The 17,444-nt window shown below is 69.1% G+C and carries 19 protein-coding genes; 6 read left to right on the forward strand and 13 right to left on the reverse strand.

Translation table 11 applies throughout. From position 1 onward, the window contains the following. Positions 1 to 3: 3 nt before the first annotated feature. A complete protein-coding gene (locus tag AB4Z09_RS18575) occupies positions 4 to 402 on the forward strand; it encodes a hypothetical protein (protein WP_442240409.1) in 399 nt (132 codons plus the stop codon). Between the two features lie 188 nt (positions 403 to 590). Here the strand turns inward: AB4Z09_RS18575 and AB4Z09_RS18580 are convergent, their stop codons facing one another. The 4 genes from AB4Z09_RS18580 to AB4Z09_RS18595 all read right to left on the reverse strand — a co-directional run bounded on the left by AB4Z09_RS18580 (position 591) and on the right by AB4Z09_RS18595 (position 4,385). Further along, positions 591 to 1,916 carry a YncE family protein gene (locus AB4Z09_RS18580; protein ID WP_442240410.1) on the reverse strand — a complete coding sequence of 442 codons (1,326 nt, stop codon included), beginning with the start codon at positions 1,914 to 1,916 and terminating at the stop codon, positions 591 to 593. Between the two features lie 497 nt (positions 1,917 to 2,413). After that, positions 2,414 to 2,956: a hypothetical protein gene (locus AB4Z09_RS18585; protein WP_442240411.1), complete on the reverse strand. Its 543-nt coding sequence runs from the start codon at positions 2,954 to 2,956 to the stop codon at positions 2,414 to 2,416. A 253-nt stretch (positions 2,957 to 3,209) separates the two neighbouring features. Beyond that, the gene (locus tag AB4Z09_RS18590; RefSeq protein ID WP_442240412.1) at positions 3,210 to 3,809 is read right to left on the reverse strand and encodes a hypothetical protein; all 600 of its coding nucleotides are present in this window, start codon (positions 3,807 to 3,809) and stop codon (positions 3,210 to 3,212) included. 78 nt (positions 3,810 to 3,887) lie between these two features. Next, positions 3,888 to 4,385 (reverse strand): beta-class carbonic anhydrase, encoded by a 498-nt coding sequence (locus tag AB4Z09_RS18595; protein WP_442240413.1) that lies wholly within the window; start codon positions 4,383 to 4,385, stop codon positions 3,888 to 3,890. A gap of 271 nt (positions 4,386 to 4,656) precedes the next feature. Here AB4Z09_RS18595 and AB4Z09_RS18600 point away from each other — a divergent pair, with 271 nt between their 5' ends. From AB4Z09_RS18600 to AB4Z09_RS18620, 5 genes are all read left to right on the forward strand, one after another. Continuing rightward, positions 4,657 to 6,252: an ATP-binding cassette domain-containing protein gene (locus AB4Z09_RS18600; RefSeq protein WP_442240414.1), complete on the forward strand. Its 1,596-nt coding sequence runs from the start codon at positions 4,657 to 4,659 to the stop codon at positions 6,250 to 6,252. Between the two features lie 665 nt (positions 6,253 to 6,917). After that, on the forward strand, positions 6,918 to 7,592 hold the full coding sequence (locus AB4Z09_RS18605) for an energy-coupling factor ABC transporter permease (RefSeq protein ID WP_442240434.1): 675 nt from the start codon (positions 6,918 to 6,920) through the stop codon (positions 7,590 to 7,592). Then, positions 7,589 to 7,936 (forward strand): PDGLE domain-containing protein, encoded by a 348-nt coding sequence (locus AB4Z09_RS18610; RefSeq protein ID WP_442240415.1) that lies wholly within the window; start codon positions 7,589 to 7,591, stop codon positions 7,934 to 7,936. Before AB4Z09_RS18605 ends, AB4Z09_RS18610 begins: the two co-directional genes overlap by 4 nt. Position 7,937: 1 nt before the next feature. Next, positions 7,938 to 8,696, forward strand: coding sequence for a cobalt ECF transporter T component CbiQ (gene cbiQ / locus AB4Z09_RS18615; RefSeq protein ID WP_442240416.1), 759 nt, complete (start codon positions 7,938 to 7,940; stop codon positions 8,694 to 8,696). Position 8,697: 1 nt separating this feature from the next. Continuing rightward, the gene (locus tag AB4Z09_RS18620; RefSeq protein ID WP_114724328.1) at positions 8,698 to 9,465 is read left to right on the forward strand and encodes an energy-coupling factor ABC transporter ATP-binding protein; all 768 of its coding nucleotides are present in this window, start codon (positions 8,698 to 8,700) and stop codon (positions 9,463 to 9,465) included. On the opposite strand, the gene AB4Z09_RS18625 is transcribed toward AB4Z09_RS18620, so the two are convergent. The 9 genes from AB4Z09_RS18625 to AB4Z09_RS18665 are packed head-to-tail and all read right to left on the reverse strand — an operon-like array spanning position 9,437 to position 17,441. Further along, the gene (locus tag AB4Z09_RS18625) at positions 9,437 to 10,219 is read right to left on the reverse strand and encodes a DUF6390 family protein (protein ID WP_442240417.1); all 783 of its coding nucleotides are present in this window, start codon (positions 10,217 to 10,219) and stop codon (positions 9,437 to 9,439) included. The genes AB4Z09_RS18620 and AB4Z09_RS18625 overlap by 29 nt on opposite strands. Then, positions 10,216 to 11,346: a hydrogenase formation protein HypD gene (gene hypD, locus AB4Z09_RS18630; RefSeq protein WP_442240418.1), complete on the reverse strand. Its 1,131-nt coding sequence runs from the start codon at positions 11,344 to 11,346 to the stop codon at positions 10,216 to 10,218. Before hypD ends, AB4Z09_RS18625 begins: the two co-directional genes overlap by 4 nt. 28 nt (positions 11,347 to 11,374) lie before the next feature. Further along, positions 11,375 to 11,647 carry a HypC/HybG/HupF family hydrogenase formation chaperone gene (locus AB4Z09_RS18635; protein WP_174913352.1) on the reverse strand — a complete coding sequence of 91 codons (273 nt, stop codon included), beginning with the start codon at positions 11,645 to 11,647 and terminating at the stop codon, positions 11,375 to 11,377. Positions 11,648 to 11,679: 32 nt separating this feature from the next. Continuing rightward, on the reverse strand, positions 11,680 to 12,777 hold the full coding sequence (hypE, locus tag AB4Z09_RS18640; protein WP_174913355.1) for a hydrogenase expression/formation protein HypE: 1,098 nt from the start codon (positions 12,775 to 12,777) through the stop codon (positions 11,680 to 11,682). Between the two features lie 2 nt (positions 12,778 to 12,779). Further along, positions 12,780 to 13,526 carry a D-sedoheptulose-7-phosphate isomerase gene (locus tag AB4Z09_RS18645; RefSeq protein WP_442240419.1) on the reverse strand — a complete coding sequence of 249 codons (747 nt, stop codon included), beginning with the start codon at positions 13,524 to 13,526 and terminating at the stop codon, positions 12,780 to 12,782. Next, entirely contained in the window at positions 13,523 to 14,278 is a 756-nt protein-coding gene (locus AB4Z09_RS18650) for a hydrogenase assembly protein HupF (protein WP_442240420.1), read from the reverse strand. The genes AB4Z09_RS18645 and AB4Z09_RS18650 overlap by 4 nt, the downstream gene beginning before the upstream one ends. Next, positions 14,275 to 16,680 carry a carbamoyltransferase HypF gene (gene hypF / locus AB4Z09_RS18655; protein WP_442240421.1) on the reverse strand — a complete coding sequence of 802 codons (2,406 nt, stop codon included), beginning with the start codon at positions 16,678 to 16,680 and terminating at the stop codon, positions 14,275 to 14,277. Before hypF ends, AB4Z09_RS18650 begins: the two co-directional genes overlap by 4 nt. After that, positions 16,677 to 16,943, reverse strand: coding sequence for a HypC/HybG/HupF family hydrogenase formation chaperone (locus tag AB4Z09_RS18660; RefSeq protein ID WP_174913367.1), 267 nt, complete (start codon positions 16,941 to 16,943; stop codon positions 16,677 to 16,679). Before AB4Z09_RS18660 ends, hypF begins: the two co-directional genes overlap by 4 nt. 3 nt (positions 16,944 to 16,946) lie before the next feature. Continuing rightward, on the reverse strand, positions 16,947 to 17,441 hold the full coding sequence (locus AB4Z09_RS18665) for a hydrogenase maturation protease (protein WP_114724337.1): 495 nt from the start codon (positions 17,439 to 17,441) through the stop codon (positions 16,947 to 16,949). Between the last annotated feature and the right edge of the window lie 3 nt (positions 17,442 to 17,444).

A 17,444-nucleotide genomic window follows, 5' to 3' on the forward strand; every position in this document is an offset into this window, starting at 1 on the left:
GCGATGATCGACAGTGGATTCGAGGAGTTCGGCGCGAAGGTGCGCCGCGCACAAGACGTGGTGGAGCGGCTCCGCGGCCGGGCCGGCCGGGACGGGGTGGCCATCGAGGTCGATGCCGGAAATCGGCTCACCGCAATCGAACTCGCCCCCGAGACGATGCACCTCGGCGCCGATCGCCTCGCCGAGCTGATCCGCAGCACCTTCGCGGGCGCGGTCGCCGACCTGCAACCACGGATGCGACAGGCGCTCGCCGAGGTCACCGATGATCCACAGGTGGCCGGCTTGAACAGATGGATCAGGTCGCAGGGACCCGAAGCCGCCCCACGGCCGTCGTCGTGCCGCGACGACACCGACGAGCCCAGCTACCTGGATCAGCGGGGCGGCAGCATCTTCGAACGCTGATGCACGGAAGCTACGAGCGGTTCTCCCGCTAGCGCTGATGTCGGTCGTGCGACGCCGGTCGAATACCGTCCCGTGCAGTGCCAACGACAGGGGGCCGTCCCACTGTGCTGTCGGCGTGAAGGCCTGTGGCCGCCCACCCCCGGTCAGGTGGGCGGCCACAGGACGTGAGCGGTGATGGTGCTGGCGGATCAGAATGTCCAGCTCGAGGAACCGACACTGCCGAACGAACCGAACGAACCGGCCGCGGGCGGGGTGGTGTCGGTGATGTCGAGAACGATCGGCAACACGGCAGCATCGCCGATGCCGTTGGTGGCGGTGAGAGTCAATTCGAATCGTCCACTGGTGGTGGGGGTTCCGGAGAGCACCCCGCCCTGCGACAGTGTCAGTCCGTCGGGCAGAGTGCCGGCGAGGACGCTCACGGTGGGGGCGGGYTGCCCGGTGACGGTGAAGGTGTGGCTGTAGGGCTGGCCGATGATTCCCGTGGCCGGGGTTCCGGTGAGGGTGGGGGACTCGTCGATCGCGATGACGGACACCGTGCCACTGCCCTGGTTGGTGACGTAGGCGCGGTTGCCGCCGACCGCCACCCCGGACGGATTCGTGCCGACGTCGATGGTGTCGGTGACGGCGGGCGGGCTCGTGGCGGTGTCGATCACCGACACCGTCCCACTGCTCCGGTCAGTGACGTAGGCGCGGTTGCCGTTGACCGCCACCCCGTACGGATTGGCGCCGACCCTGATGGGTGCGCCGATGACGGCGGGCGGGCTCGCCGCGGTGTCGATCACCGACACCGTCCCACTGCCCTGGTTGGCGACGTAGGCGCGCGTGCCGCTGACCGCCACCCCGTACGGATTGGCACCGACCTTGATGGGTGCGCCGATGACGGCGGGCGGGATCGCGGCGGTGTCGATCACCGTCACGGTGCCGTCGCCCCAGTTGGTGACGTAGGCGCGGGTGCCGCTGATCGCCACCCCGGACGGCGACGCGCCGACCTCGATGATGTCGGCGACCGCGGGCGGGGTCGCGGCGGTGTCGATCACCGACACGGTGCCGGCACCCCAGCTGGTGACGTAGGCGCGGGTGCCGCTGATCGCCACCCCGGACGGCGACGCGCCGACCTCGATGATGTCGGCGACCGCGGGCGGGGTCGCGGCGGTGTCGATCACCGACACCGTGCCGTCGCTCTGGTTGGTGATGTAGGCGCGGGTGCCGCTGATCGCCACCCCGACCGGATTCGCGCCGACGTCGATGATGTCGATGACCGCGGGCGGGGTCGCGGCGGTGTCGATCACCGACACCGTGCCGTCGCTCTGGTTGGTGACGTAGGCGCGGGTGCCGCTGATCGCCACCCCGACCGGATTCACGCCGACCTCGATGGAGTCGGTGACGGTGTCCGCGCCGGCCGGGCCGGCAACCGCGGTGGTCAGGACGGCGGCAACAGCGAACCCGCCGACGGCAAGTGCCGCCGCGCTACGAGACAGTCGCCCACGTGGGCGTAGCCGATCAACGATGGCCATAAGAGGATGTTCCCTTCCAGAGTGGTCCGCACCCCGTGCCGGGCACGCGGCAGCCACCGTCCGACAGCCACCCGGGAAAGAACATAACGGACATCCGTCCAGAAACAGCCTGCGCCCGGCCCACATCGGCATCGGCATCGGCATCGGCAACACCCCAACAGGTCAGCCGGTCGACTCGGGTCACATCGCCAAAGCCCTCGGCTTCAGTCGCGCCACCCTCTACGGCTACATCAACACCCACATGCCGGACCATCGCCGAACAGTGCACGACACTTCCGGCACGCAAATGTCAGAAGTCGACAGCACACGACGGTAAAACGCCAGGTGACAGCGCAGTCCACTTCTGAAACTGACAGCCGATCGACTGACTCACCGGATTCCTGCTCGTCCGACTTCCCCGAGGACCCGAACGCACCTGGCCGGCCAGCGGAAGTGATCACCGCGGACGGGTCGACAACGCGCGGGCGCAGTTGCGCGCCAACCGATCAGACACGTGGTTACCACTCCAGCGTCTCACCGCCCACTCGAACACGGCCGAAGAACCGCTTCTCTATGTCTGACCCGTTGCGGTTGTAGCCGTTCATGATTTCCGCAAGCTCGCCGGCGAGGGCTCGTAGCGCAGCGCTGACGGTCTCGACACCACCTTCGCCGTCCCATCCCCAATCCCGGGGGACGCCACGAATCGTGATGTCGATATTGGCATCATGCGGCGTCTCCACAGTGAAGCTGATCCCCCGAGGGGCATCGCCGATTGGATCAATGACGGCGACCTGTTCTGGTGCAGCCGCCGCCGGGAACGTCACTCGCGCAAGCGCAATGTCTTCGCGGATCATGTCTGCGATTCGCGACAGACTGGCATGCCGACCCACCCGATCGTGGCGCGCACCGTATGTACGGTCACCGTAGCCGCACTGGGTGCGTGACTTGTTCAGAACTCGCTCGAGCATTCGTTCTGCTGCTGCCCGTTCACTGTCTCCAGTGCGTGAGTGCTCGATCAGAGCTCGCAGGCGCATGATGCGAAGGCTAGCGTTGTCGGCCACCCACGCAGGGTATCGCGCACCTGCACCTATCTTCTATCTTCGGTGTGCTCAGACCGGATTCCGTGGATCGTATGGGCTTCAACCGCCACCGATCGCAGGCCCGAATGGTGCCCTGTATGACGATCGCCGAACAGAACAACACTATTGGAGCCATCCGGTATGACGCCCGGTGGCAAGTGACGCGGTCTGATCGTTGAACATGGCGAGGCGATCGGGGTGGGGCTCGTGACGTCTCGTCGAGCCCGGGCAGCCGCTAGGGCTGGGGGCTACCGGCCCGCCTGCTGTGCCGGCCGGTCAGCCAGGCTCCCCGGACGAGCATCAGCACGCCCAGAGCGATGCCCCATCCGAGTTCCGAGAGCACGACGCCAACTCCTGACTGGCCGGTGACATCAGTACTGGCGACCGCACTGAACGCGGTCGTGAACCCGGCCGCCGTGCCCGCCGCGGCGGTCAGGCCGCCGGCCATCGTCCAGCGGGACAGGTGTGCCGAGACGAGACACAGCAGCACCACCGTCACTCCGCAGGCAACCACTTGCCAGGTGGGGAACTGATTCGGTGCGGGCAGTCCGGGGCCACGAAACTCTCCTCGGTAGTCGGCGGACCAACTCAACCAGCCCGCACACGACAGGAACCCCAGCGCAAACGCCATCAGGCCGGTCGCCCACAGCCCCAGCCTGCTACCGCCGGTCTGCATTCCGACCAGATCCCCTCTGCCCGGGGAGTACGCCAAGCCGGCCCGCTCCGACCGCCAAGCGGACCGGATGATGCTCGCACCGAACATGGTGGGCACACCCACGAAGATGAATACCATCCAGAGGAACTGCGACCAGGAAAAGTCGAAATCGACTGTCATGGAAGGAGTCTGCACGCGTAGAGACTCCCGACCTCCCTGGCCGGGGCGGACCGCTGGTTTGTTCCAGGTCGGCTCCCGCTAGCGCCAGTCCCCGACCTCGGTGAGCCGACCGGTGGCGACGTCGAACACGAAGCCGCGCAACGACTCGGTGAGCGTGACGAACGGGCTGCTCGCGACGCGGCGCAACGACTGCCGGACGTCTTCCTCCACGTCCGGGAACGCCTCGGCCGACCAGTTCGGCTTGATGCCGGTCTCGTCCTGAATGGCGCGTTTGAACGCGTCGTCGGTGAAGGTGAGCATGCCGCAGTCGGTGTGGTGGATCAGGATGATCTCCCGCGTCCCGAGCAGTCGCTGACTGATCGCGAGCGAGCGGATCTCGTCGTCGGTGACGACGCCGCCCGCATTGCGGATCACGTGCGCCTCGCCGTCACCGAGCCCGAGGATCCGGTACACGTCCAGTCGCGCGTCCATGCAGGCGACCACCGCGACGTGCCTGCTCGGCGGCAGCGGCAGCGGGCCGGAGAAGGTCTCGGCGTAGCGCCTGTTGTTCTCGAGGTATTCGTCGGTGACCGTCATCGATGTCTCCCGGGTTCCTGGGGGTCGCAGGGGTCGAGTACCCGCACACGAGTTCCATGATCGTCGTGGTCACCGGTCTGCGGAACCCTTCCGCTCCCCGCGAGCGGAATAAATGGGTTGCGCGGGCGTTGAACCGCCCATAACGTGTTCGACGTCGATGTTCCCGTTCGATCGGAGAGAGCCCTTGCTCCTGTAGAGGTGACCCCGCGCCAGAGCGCGGCGTGTGCTGCGGCACGCGCCTGCGCACCGCACGCAACCTCTCGGAGTATTCATGGCACATCCTTCCTCGTCCGTCGCCCTGTCCGACCTCACGTTCTCGTGGCCCGACGGCACCCCCGGCCTCGACGGACTCGACGCCGTGTTCGGCTCGGGCCGAACCGGCCTCGTCGGTCTCAACGGTTCCGGCAAGTCGACGCTCCTGAAACTGATCGGCGGACGGTTGCGACCGGACCGTGGTTCCGTCACCGCGCACGGCACCGTCGCGTATCTGGCGCAGGACCTGACACTCGACCCGACTGTTCGGGTGGACGTCGTGCTCGGCATCGCCGACATTCGACAGGCGCTGTCGCGCATCGAATCCGGGGCGGGCACCGAATCCGATTTCGCCACGGTCGGCGACTCGTGGGACATCGAGGAACGCGCCGTGTCGACGCTGCACCGCCTCGGACTGCAGCGCATCGTCACCGGCGTCGGCGATCTCGACCGCACGGTGGGCGAGTTGTCCGGCGGCGAGACCACACTGCTCGGGCTCACCGCGCAACTACTGCTCCAACCGGACGTCCTGCTGCTGGACGAGCCCACCAACAACCTCGACGCCGACAGCCGCGACCTCCTCACCGCCGCGGTCCTCCAGTTCCCCGGCACCGTGCTGACCGTCAGCCACGACCGCGGCCTGCTCGAGACGATGGACTCGATCGCCGAACTGCGGGACGGTCGAATTCGCTTGTTCGGCGGCAACTTCAGCGACTACCAGGCGGCCGTCGAGGCCGAGCAGGAAGCCGCCCGCGCTGCACTGCGCGACGCCCGCAGCGACGTCCGGAAGCAGGGACGCGAGCTCGTCGAGGCGCAGATCAAGCTCGACCGTCGAGCGCGGTACGGCAAGAAGATGTCCGAGAACAAGAGGGAACCGAAGATCGTGATGGGCCTGCGCAAGCGCGCAGCGCAGGAGTCGGCCGGCAAGCTGCGCGGCAATCACATCGAGAAGCTCGACGACGCCAAACGGGTTCTCGCCGATGCGCAGGACCGGGTGCGGGACGATCGCGAGATCCGCGTCGATCTGCCCGACACCGAGGTGTTTCCGGGACAGCAGGTGATCGAGCTGACCGGCACGCGCCTGCGTTCCGGTCAGTCAGTCGACCTCACCGTCACCGGTCCCGAGCGGATCGCGTTGACCGGACCGAACGGGATCGGCAAGACCACGGCGCTGCAGGAGATCGCGCGGAGCGGCACGAAGGTTCCGTTCGCGCTACTCCCCCAGCGTCTCGACATCTTCGACGACGAGAAGTCGGTGGCCGCGAATGTTGCCGTCGCCGCCCCACACGCGTCGGCCGAACAGGTCCGCGGCAGTCTGGCGCGATTCCTGTTCCGGGGAGCCGAATCCGACGCGGCGGTCGCGACGCTGTCGGGCGGCGAGCGGTTGCGCGCCGCGCTCGCGATGCTCCTCGCGGCCGATCCCCCGCCGCGGTTGCTGATCCTCGACGAACCCACCAACAATCTGGACCTGCCGAGCCTTGCCCACCTGGTGCAGGCGATCAACGGGTTCCGCGGGGCGCTGATCGTCGTCAGCCACGATCGGCAGTTCCTCGACGACATCGGTATCACGCGCCGGCTCGAACTGGACGATTCAGGCCTACGGGAAATCGACTGACCCACGAATTGCACGCTGAGCCGGGAGTGACAATTCTCTCCATCTGCGGGCCGATTTCGCCGGCGCTGCCACGAGCGGCCAAGGCGTACCAGTGCCGAAAGACCCCAATGGACTCGGCCGCGTCGAGTCCTGAGAAGAACAGACCATTTTCGTTGAATTCACTGTCGTCAACGAATACGAAAGCGGGTCGGTGGGCCACCCGAATTCCATTAGCATCGAATCCGGCGCAGCGCGAGAAAACCCCTTCCAACCAGCACGATCCCATCGAACACGACGAAGTAGTGCGAGAGCCCCAATGAACAGTCTCGACCATCTCGACCCGCAACTCGACCTGATCGATTCGCGGTCCGACGAAACCGATACTCGACGGCCCGCCCGCCCCTCCAGGCGGATCCCGCTGATTCTCTGCGCGGTCCTCTTCACGATCGGCCCGACCGTCCTCGCCCTTGCCATCGGAGTGAGAGTGGCCGAGTCCCTCAGAATCCTGGTCCTGACCGCGACAACGTTGGGATGCGCATACGTCCTCCTGCGTCCCCGATAGATCGTTGGCAGACACCGGAACCGGACGATTCCGGAAAGCCTGTTCAACTGTTCAGATGACTCGATAGACTGCGGGTACCGATCCCCGGCCCCAGGAGGGCACCGTGGTCATCGAATACTCCGCAATGCACATGAGCGACGGCATCCTCGACGCTCCCACGTCGGCCCTGTTCTGGGCTGTCGCGGCGGTGGGTGTCGGCATCGCGATCTGGCGCGCGCGAACCGAATTGGACGAGCGGACCGCCCCGATGGCGGGACTGGTCGCGGCATTCATCTTCGCGGTGCAGATGATCAATTTCCCGATCCTGCCAGGAGTCAGCGGCCACCTGCTGGGGGGCGGTCTCGCGGCGATCCTGGTGGGGCCGTACACCGGCGCGCTGTGCATCACGATCGTGCTGACCGTGCAGGCGCTCCTGTTCGCCGACGGCGGTCTCACCGCACTCGGCGCGAACATCACGAACATGGCGCTCGTCGGGACGGCGGTCGGGTACGCCGTGGCCGTCGCGTTGCGGCCCTTGCTGGTTCGACGCGGCGATGCCGGGATCGGCATCCTCGCGTTCGTCTCGGCCTGGTGTGCAACGGTTCTCGCAGCATCGATGTTCGTGGTCGAGTACGCGATCGGCGGCGCCGCCGTGACGTCGCTGCACACCGTCGCCGCGTACATGTTCGGCACCCACGCACTGATCGGGGTGGGCGAGGGCATCATCACCGCGTTCACGGTCGTTGCGGTCGCCCGCGCCCGCCCGGACCTGGTGTACCTGCTGCGCGCGCGGCCGGTGCGGGCGGCGGTGACGACATGACCAGGACCGTGCGCACCCGCTCGTGGTTCCTGGTCGGCTTCGCGGTCGCAGCACTGCTGATCGCGGGCGTGCTCTCGTACTTCGCGAGTTCCAGCCCCGACGGCCTGGACGCCACCACGCAGCGCGGGTGCGAGGTGGTCGAGACCGATGGCGCCGAGCAGTTGGTGGGCGACTGCATCGCGCAGAACGCCACCGATCACCACCTGTCCTCGTCGCTGCTGGCCGACTACTCGATCCGCGGCAACTCCGCGCTCACCGGCGTGGCCGGGATACTCGGGGTGGTGGCCGTGTTCGTGGCGGCCGGATTGCTGTTCCGCGTCCTCGCCCGCCGCCGGGGGCCGTGACGTGTCGGGTTCGCACACCCACCCGCTCTATCTCGAGGGCGCATCCCCGGTACACCGACTGCCCGCCGAGGTGAAGATTCTCGCCGCGTTCGTCGGGGTGTTCGCGATCGTCGCCACACCAGCCGAGGCGGTGTGGGCGTTCGCGCTGTACCTCGCGATCCTCGTGGTGGTCTGGTGTATCGCGGGCATCGGATTGCGTTGGCTGGCACCCCGGATGCTCATCGAACTGCCGTTCGTCGTCCTCGCGGTGCTCCTGCCGTTCGCCGAGTCCGGTGACCGGATCACCGTCGTCGGGCTGTCTCTGTCGGTCCCGGGGCTTCTCGCGGCGTGGAACATTCTGGTCAAGGGCACCCTCGGCGTGCTGGTGTCGCTGACGCTGGCGGCCACGACCCCCGTCCGCGCACTGCCGGCCGGGCTGTCCCGGCTGCACGTGCCCGGCATCGTCGTCACGGTCGTGACGCTGATGCTGCGCTACGTCAATATCCTTGCCGGGGAGATCGATCGGATGCGGACCGCGCGGATCGCCCGCGGTGACGACCCCCGCACGCTACATCAGGTGGGAGCCACCGCCCGTGGCGTCGGCGGAGTCTTCCTGCGCGCCTACGAGCGAGGAGAACGCGTGCACCTGGCGATGGCGTCCCGGGGTTTCACCGGCACGGTGCCGCTGTCGAGCGCGCCCGCCGGCCGGGTGGACTGGTGTGTCGGCCTGGCGCCGACCGTATGCGCGGTGGCGATCGCGACGACTGCATGGATGGTGTGAGATGGCTGCTCCGACAGCGATAGACGTCCGGCAGCTCACCTTCGAGTATCCGGACCGGCGCCGCGCGCTGGACGGCATCGATCTCACGGTCACCGAGGGCGAACGGGTCGCGGTGCTGGGACCGAACGGCGCCGGCAAGACCACCCTGATGCTCCAGCTCAACGGCGTCCTCACCCCCACGGCCGGCAGCGTGCGGATCGGCGGGCTCGAACTGGGCCGCGATACCGTCCGCGAGATCCGACGCCGGGTGGGTGTCGTCTTCCAGGATCCCGACGACCAACTGTTCATGCCCACCGTCGCCGAGGACGTCGCGTTCGGCCCCGCCAACTTCGGGGTCCGCGGCAGCGACCTCGAACACCGGGTGGCCGACGCCCTCGAACAGGTGGGGATGACCGAGCACGCGCAGCGCAGCGCCGGGCACCTCTCCGCCGGGCAGCGCCGCCGGGTCGCCCTCGCCACGGTGCTGGCGTGCCGGCCGGAGGTCCTGGTGCTCGACGAGCCGTCGAGCAACCTCGATCCCGTGGCCCGACGCGAGCTCGCCGAGGTCCTGGGCGGGCTGGACACCACGCTGCTGCTCGTCACGCACGACCTGCCCTACGCGGCGCAGCTGTGCGGGCGGGCCGTCGTACTGGACGACGGGCGCGTGGTCGCCGACGACCGGATAGAGCGGGTCCTCGCCGACGACGCCCTACTCGCGGCGCACCGCCTCGAACTACCGTGGGGCTTCGTGCTTCCGGCGGCTACACCGGGCCCTGGGACGGGGCACTGACGGCCTCGCTCGCGAGCCGCTCGTTGGTCCGCCCCAGCTGCCAGTCGGTCCAGTGCTCCAGGGACGCCGCCTCGCCGGTGTCGAGCCGGTCGCACACCAGGTCCCAGTGCACCGCCACCCGGTCGCCCATCCGCAGGTCCGGTACGAACGAGCCGGCCGGGACGCGTCGGCGCACCGCCCGGTCCTCGAGCGGGCCCAGCATCAGCTTCGTCCCGTCGAACTGCAGTCCCCGCGAACGCACGACGGCGGTGTCCGGCCGCAACTCCAGGACGACGCCGTTGCGGATCCGGCACGAGTCCAGCACGTGCAGCGGCTGCGGCATCCCGGTGCCGAGCAGTCGGGTCCACGGGTACACCCCGAACACGTGGAAGGCGTGGGTGGGCGCGGCCTCGGGCAACAGGTCGTCGGTGAGGTACTTCCAGTAGTGTCCGGCCCGCTCCCCCAACCGGACCAGCAACTCCCGGCCGAACCGTTCCCGGTCCACGGCGGCAGTCAGTTCGTTGCCGGTCCAGTAGCCGCGCACCACCCTCTCGTCCAGCGGGTCGTCCATCCCCGCCAGCTCGGCGAGCAACTGCTGGTACGGCCACGCACCACTGAACTGCCGGGCCGCGGCACCGACGTCGACGCCCGATCCGGTCCCGCACGCCACCGCCTCGAGGCCCGCGGCGCCGGCCGGACCGCAGTAGCCCAGCGCGTTCGGCGCATAGGCGTACCGCGCGAACAGGATCCGTCCGGAATCGATGCCGGTGGTCACTCCGGTCTCCGCCCCACCAGCAGCGCCGTCTCGCGGTGCAGCCTGCCGAAGTTGTAGTACGCCGCACACGCGCCCTCCGGCGACACCATGCACGTGCCGATCGGGGTCTCCGGTGTGCACGCGGTACCGAACACCTTGCACTCCCACGGCTTGATGACACCCTTGAGGACCTCTCCGCACTGGCAGGCCTTGGGATCGGCCACCCGCACGCCCGGCATCGAGAACCGTTCCTCCGCATCGAATTCGGCGTAGTCGGGGTGGATCTTCAGGGCGCTCTGCGAGATGAATCCCAGCCCCCGCCACTCGAAGTGCGGTCGCAGCGCGAACGTCTCGCTCATCAGCTTCAGCGCCTGCGTGTTCCCCTCCGGGCGCACCACACGGATGTACTGGTTCTCCACCTCGCAGCGACCGTCCCGGATCTGCTGCAGCAGCAAGCAGACCGACGCCAGGATGTCGAGGGGTTCGAACCCGGCCACCACCATCGGCTTGCCGTACACCTCGGGGACGAACCGGTAGGGCCGCAGGCCCACCACCGTCGACACGTGTCCCGGGCCGAGGAACCCGGACAGTCGCAGATCCGGCGACTCGAGGATCGCCTTGATCGGAGGCACGATCGTCACGTGGTTGCAGAAGATGCTGAAGTTGGTCACCCCCATCTGCCGGGCCCGCACCAGGGTCACCGCGGTGGACGGTGCGGTGGTCTCGAATCCGACCGCGAAGAACACCACCTGCTTGTCCGGGTTGTCGACGGCGATCTTGAGGGCGTCGAGCGGTGAGTACACGAACCGCACGTCGGCACCGCGGGCCTTGGCCTCGATCAGGTTGCCGTGCGATCCCGGCACCCGCATCATGTCGCCGAAGGTCGTGAAGATGACGTCCGGCTGCTCCGCGAGGTACATCGCGTCGTCGACGCGGCCCATCGGGATCACGCACACCGGGCAGCCGGGTCCGTGCACCAGTTCCACGGACTGCGGGAGCAGGTGCTCGATGCCGTGCCGGTAGATGGTGTGGGTGTGGCCGCCGCACACCTCCATGAACTTGAACTCGTCGTCGCCGGCGAGTTCGGTGATGGACCGGACCAGCGCGCGAGCAGCCGCCGGGTCGCGGAATTCGTCCACGAATTTCATGCTGCAACCTCCTCGTACCGGTGCCGCTTCAGTTGATGCGCGACGAGTTGAAGGCATCGATCTCGTTGACGTAGTCGGCGCCCATCTTCTGGACCTGGTCGAGCGTGAGCGCGGCCTCGGCCTCGTCGATCTTCGCCATCGCGAAACCCACGTGGACCAGCACCCAGTCGCCCACCATCAGTCCGTCGTCGGCCAGCAGTCGCACACTGATCGTCCGTTGGACACCGCTGACATCGACCTTCGCGAGGTGTTGCTCGGTGTCCACCATCTGCACCACCTGGCCCGGGATACCCAGACACATGATCGTTTCCTCCTCTCGAACCGCTCGTCCGCTCAACAGATGCGGGGCAACGGATCTCCCACCAGCATGTCCACGATCCGACTGCCGCCGAACGCCGTCCGCAGCGCGACGATGCCCTCGGGCTCGGCGAGCACCTCCCCGACGACGGCGGCGTTCTCGCCACCCGGACAACTGCGCAGCGCCGTGACCGCTGCCTCCGTCTCGGCTTCCGCGACCACCGCCACGAACTTGCCCTCGTTCGCGACGTACAGCGGATCGATGCCGAGCAGGTCGCACGCGCCCAGGACCTGCGGCTGCACCGGCAGCGCCTCCTCGTCGAGGACGACGGCGAACCCGGTGGACTGGGCCAGCTCGTTGCACACCGTGCCGACGCCGCCACGCGTCGCGTCGCGCATCCATCGGGTCGACGGGGCCGCCTCGAGCAGCGCGTGCACCAGACCGTTGACCGGGGCGGTGTCGGAACGGATGTCGGCCTCGATCGCGAGTTCGCCGCGGGCCAGCATCACCGCCATGCCGTGCTCGCCCATGGTGCCGGAGATCAGCAACCGGTCCCCGGGACGGACGTACTCCGGCCCCAGCTTCCGGTCGACGGGCAGTGAGCCGACGCCGGCGGTACAGATGTAAACGCCGTCCGCCGCACCCTTGCCGACCACCTTGGTGTCCCCGGTGACCACGTGGACACCGGCCTGCGCCGCCGAATCGGCGATGTCCCGGACGATCTCGCGCAGCAGCGCGATGGGGAAGCCCTCCTCGATGACGAACGCCGCCGACAGCCACAGCGGCCGGGCACCCGAGACCGCGAGGTCGTTGACGGTGCCGTGGACGGCGAGGTTGCCGATCGATCCTCCCGGGAACTGCAACGGCTGCACCACGAACGAGTCCGTGGAGAACGCGATCCGCTCCCCCGCGGGGAGGGTGAGGGCGGCCGCGTCCCCCAACTGCTCGAGCTGGGGATTGCGCAGCGCCTCGACGAACACCGAGTCCACCAGCGCGGCGGACGATTTCCCGCCTGCTCCGTGCGCCAGCGTCACCACGTCCTCGAGCAGCCGGGGCCGGCGCTTACGGAAGGATGCGATGCGGTCCAGCACCCGGTCCTCACGCTCGGCGGCCGTCGTGGGTTCTGTTGCCATGGCTAACCCTCCTGTCCCGTTGTCGCGGTCGAATGTTCGTGTGACGTGTGTTGCCGTGACATGTGTTGCCGTGACATGTGTTGCCGTGACATGTGTTCCTGGGCCGCCGACCACAGCCGGTAGCCGACGAGGGCGTGGCTCTCCTGGATGCGGTGGATGCTCTGCGACCGGATGGTGAAGCAGTAGTCCAGGTCGTCGCTGACGGCCATGCGGCCGCCGTCGTGCCCGGCGAAACCGATCGTGAGGAGCCCGCGCCGCCGCGCCTCCGCGARGGCGATCATCAGGTCGTCCGAGTTGCCGGACGTCGACAACGCGATCGCCATGTCCTGCGAGCGGGCGTGCGCGATGATCTGCCGCGAGAAGATCAGATCGAACCCGACATCGTTGCCGAGCGCGGTGACCACCGCCTGGTCCGCGGCCAGCGACCACGCCGCGACGGGCCGCCCCAGGGCCGGTCGGCTGAAGAGCGACGCGAGCGTGGCGGCGTCCGTGGAACTCCCGCCGTTGCCGAAGGTGTAGAGCCGACCGCCGTCGGCGAACCGATCGGCCATCCGGGCACCGGCCTCCCGGATCTGCTCGCCCCACTCGGAGATCGAGTCCCGCTGCAGCCGGGCACTTTCCGCGGCCTTGCCCCGGGCCGATGCGGCGAGGTCGTCCAGTAGCGCGTCGGCGCCCTCCTCGTGGGCGTCGATGAAGGGGTACAGGAAGTCCGTGCCCTGCGAGCCGGATTCCGGTGTCGTGCCGGTCATGACCGCGCCTCCTCGTCGGGATGTACCCGGGTGATCGCCGCGCCGCCGTGGATCAGCAGCAGATCCCGTTCGGCGACGTCACCGATCAACGTTGCGTCCACCCGCTCCTCCCCCGCCGCGGTGCGAACGAGTACCTCGTCGAACGAATTCACCGGCACCATCACCACTTCCGCGAGCCTGCCCTCGTCGCTGCACGTGACGCACACGTCGTCGGCACAGTCGGAGGCGTCGGTGCCGTCGGAGGCACGGAGCAGTCCCGGATGCTCGAAGCACACGTGAGTGAGCTCCCACAGCAGGTGGTACATCAGCACGAACCGTCCGGTAGCGGGAACCATCGGGTCGTCGGAGTCCACCCACAGGATGTGGGTGGCCGCGCCTGCGTCGGGTCGTGGTCCCGAGCCGATCCAGATCGTGTCGGTGCCCCACGCCGGAGCGCGGCGCATGATGTCGCGGACCTGYGGCTGGTCCGCGGACGCCACCGCGAGGATCACGTCGCCGGGCCGAGCCGCGACGCGGCACTGCGCCACCGGATCCGGTTCCACGAGTGACACCGACGGCAGCGCACGTTTACCCATGATCACCGGGTGCACGAACTCGACCGCCACGTGGTGTGCGTGCGGTTCCCACTGCGGCGAGACCACCCACAACGTCGCGCCGTTCTGGAACCTGCGGGCCAGCGACAGCGCCGCCGACGCCAGATCCGCGGACAGTTCGCGGTCGATCAGTTCGCCCCTGGTGTCGCTCGTCGTCATGGTTGCACCCCATCGATCGCTTCGGTCCTTGTCCGGCGCTCCGCCCCGAGTACCGCGAGCCCCAGCACCGCCTGCCCCAGCGAGAGTCCGCCGTCGTTGGGCGGCACCACGTGGTGGGTCAGCACCGTCAGGCCCGCCAGCTCCAACCGGCGCCGCAGCAGCGACGTCAGCAGCCGGTTCTGGAACACTCCGCCCGTCAGTCCCACCGTGTCCATTCCTGCCTCCCGCACGAGGGCGACGGCGAGCCCGGCGGTGGCCTCGGCCAGTGCGCGGTGGAATCCGAGCGCCAACTCCGGAACCGGCACTCCTGCACGGAAACCCGTCACGAGCCCATCGAGCAGGTCCCCGAGGAGCAACTGCCCGTCGGCGACCCGCATCTCGATCGGCGCCGGGGTGCGGGCGGTGCGGGCCAGCGCCTCGAGTTCGATCGCGGCCTGCGCCTCGTAGCTGACCCGGTGCCGGACCCCGAGCAACGACGCGACGCCGTCGAACAGCCGACCGACGCTCGTGGTCCGGACGCACCCCCGTCCGGACGCCAATTGGGCGGTGACCACGGCTCGTTCGTTCGCCTGCAGCGCGCGTACGCACGGCAGATCACCCCTGTCCGTCGTGTCGGTGATGTCGATACCGACCTCGTGCAGCAGCGCCAGCGCCACCCGGGCCGGGTTGCGGACCGCGACGTCGCCGCCCGGCAGCGAGAACGACTGCAGGTGCCCCACGCGGTCGGTGTCGAGGAGGTCGGCACCCACCCGGATCAGCTCACCGCCCCACACGGTGCGGTCGCAGCCGTAGCCGGTGCCGTCGAAGGCGATGCCCAGCAACGGCGATCCGATCAGCCGGTGCTCGGCCGCCAGCGCCGCGACGTGCGCGTGATGGTGCTGGACGGTGCACAGGTCCACGCCGGTCCGGGCACTGAAGTCCTCCGCCCAGCTCCGGGTCGAGTACCCGGGATGGTCGTCGGCCACCACCAGTGCGGGCCGGACGTCGTGCAGCGCCGACAGCAGCGTCACCGTCGCGTCGAAGGCGCGTCGGCTCTCCAGGCTGCCCATGTCGCCGAGATGCCCCGAGCAGAAGGCGAAGTCCTGCCGGGTGAGGCAGAAGGTGTTCTTCACCTCGGCGCCCACGGCCAGCACGGTCGGACCGGCCCGGTCCAGCAGCACCGGCAGCGGCGCGTAGCCGCGGGACCGCCGGATCGGCGCCGCGTCGCCGTCCACGACCGTCAGCACCGAGTCCTCGCACGGGACCGCGATGTCCCGGTCGTGCATGAGGAAGACGTCGGCGATGCCGCCGAGCCGGTGCCGCGCATCGTCGTTGTCGAAGCACAGCGGCTCGCCGCCGCGGTTGCCGGACGTCATCACCAGCAGCCGCGGCGGCCGGACGTCGCTGCCCGGCACCGGGGCGAACAGCAGGTGGTGCAGCGGCGCGTACGGCAGCAGGACGCCCAGCTCGTCCAGGCCCGGCGCCACCTCCGGCACTCCTGCGGTTCCGGCCGCCTTCCGCAGCAACACGATCGGCCGCGCCGGACTCCGCAGAACCTCGCGCTCGGCGGTGCTCACGGTGCACACCTCCTGCGCCACCGACGGGTCCGCCGCCATCACCGCGAACGGCTTGGCGGGACGGTGCTTGCGCTGTCGCAGTCGGCGCACCGCCCCCGGATTGCCGGCATCGCACACCAGGTGGAAACCACCGATCCCCTTGACCGCGACGATGCCGCCCGCCGCGAGCTCCCGGTGCACCCGCTCGAGCACCGCGTCGTCGCCGTCGATCCGGCAGCCGTCCGTCTCGAGGAAGATCCGCGGTCCGCAGTCCGGGCAGCAGATCGGTTGCGCGTGATACCGGCGGTCGGTGGGGTCGCGGTACTCGCGGGCGCACGGCGGGCACATCGGGAACACCGCCATCGTGGTTGCGGGCCGGTCGTACGGCAGGTCGGTGACGACGGTGAATCGGGGACCGCAGTTGGTGCAGTTCACGAACGGGTGCCGGTACCGACGGTCGGCGGGGTCGGCCATCTCGCGCGCACAGTCCACGCAGATCCCCACGTCGGGCGGGACGAGGGTGCGCGCACCGACGGTGTGCACGCTGGGCACGATCCGGAACTCCCGGGCACCGTCTCCGTGTGCCGGTATCTCCTCGACCGTCACGCCCAGCACCACGGCCAGCGGCGGCGCGTCACATCTGAGGCGCCGCGCGAACTCGGTCAGTGCACCGGACGGACCCTCGGCCTCGACGAACACGGACACCTCGTCGTTGCCGCAGTGCCCGGCGAGGCCGAGGTCCTCGGCGAGGCGCGCGACGAACGGGCGGAACCCCACCCCCTGCACCACCCCGCGCACGGTCAACCGGTGCCGCACCACGGCGGCCCGGCCCGCGACCACCGCAGTGTCGGCGGCCTCGGCCGTCACGGCGGACCGCCGCGGTCGCCCTGCGGTTCCCGGGGGCGCCCCATCAGTTCCAGACCCGCCATCGCCTGCTCGGCACCGGCCTGGTCGACGCGTTCCACCGCGAAACCCATGTGGATCACCACCCAGTCGCCGGGGGCCAGGCTCGCATCGTCGAGCATGCCGATGTTGACCTTGCGTTCGCTGCCCTCCACGTCCACGAGTGCCAGTTGACCGCCGTAGCCCTCGAGCATGCGGACCACCCGCCCCGGGATTCCCAGACACATCGCTCAGCCCTCCACTCCGACACCGGCGCCGAGGTCGGCGAGGACCGCACGAACCACGTCCGCGGCGGCAGGCACCGCCCGCGCGACCGGTGCGGACAAGCCGATCCCCTCGTCGACGTCGCGCACCTGACACCCGACGACGACGGTCCGCGGCAAGGTGCCGCCCAGGGCCGCGAGGCTCGCGAACACCGACGCCGGGTCCATCCCGTGCGCGTCGAGTTGCGGTGCCGTGTCGGGATGCTCGCGGCCCACCTCGAACGCGCGGACCGCGCCGGGCGTACCCCGGTCCGGCACCGCGTCCACCAAGATCAGGCCGTCCCAGCCATCCAGAAGGTCGTACGCCAGGTGCATGCCCCGGATCCCGTAGTCCACCGCGCGCACACCGGCCGGGAGCGGGCCGCCCGCCACCGCCTTCAGCACCGCCGGCCCGAAACCGTCGTCGCCGAGAAAAATGTTGCCGATGCCCGCGAGAAGGACACGCGGCGGGGCGGACGTCATGTC

The organism is Rhodococcus sp. TAF43, from assembly GCF_052113525.1.
GTDB lineage: Bacteria > Actinomycetota > Actinomycetes > Mycobacteriales > Mycobacteriaceae > Prescottella.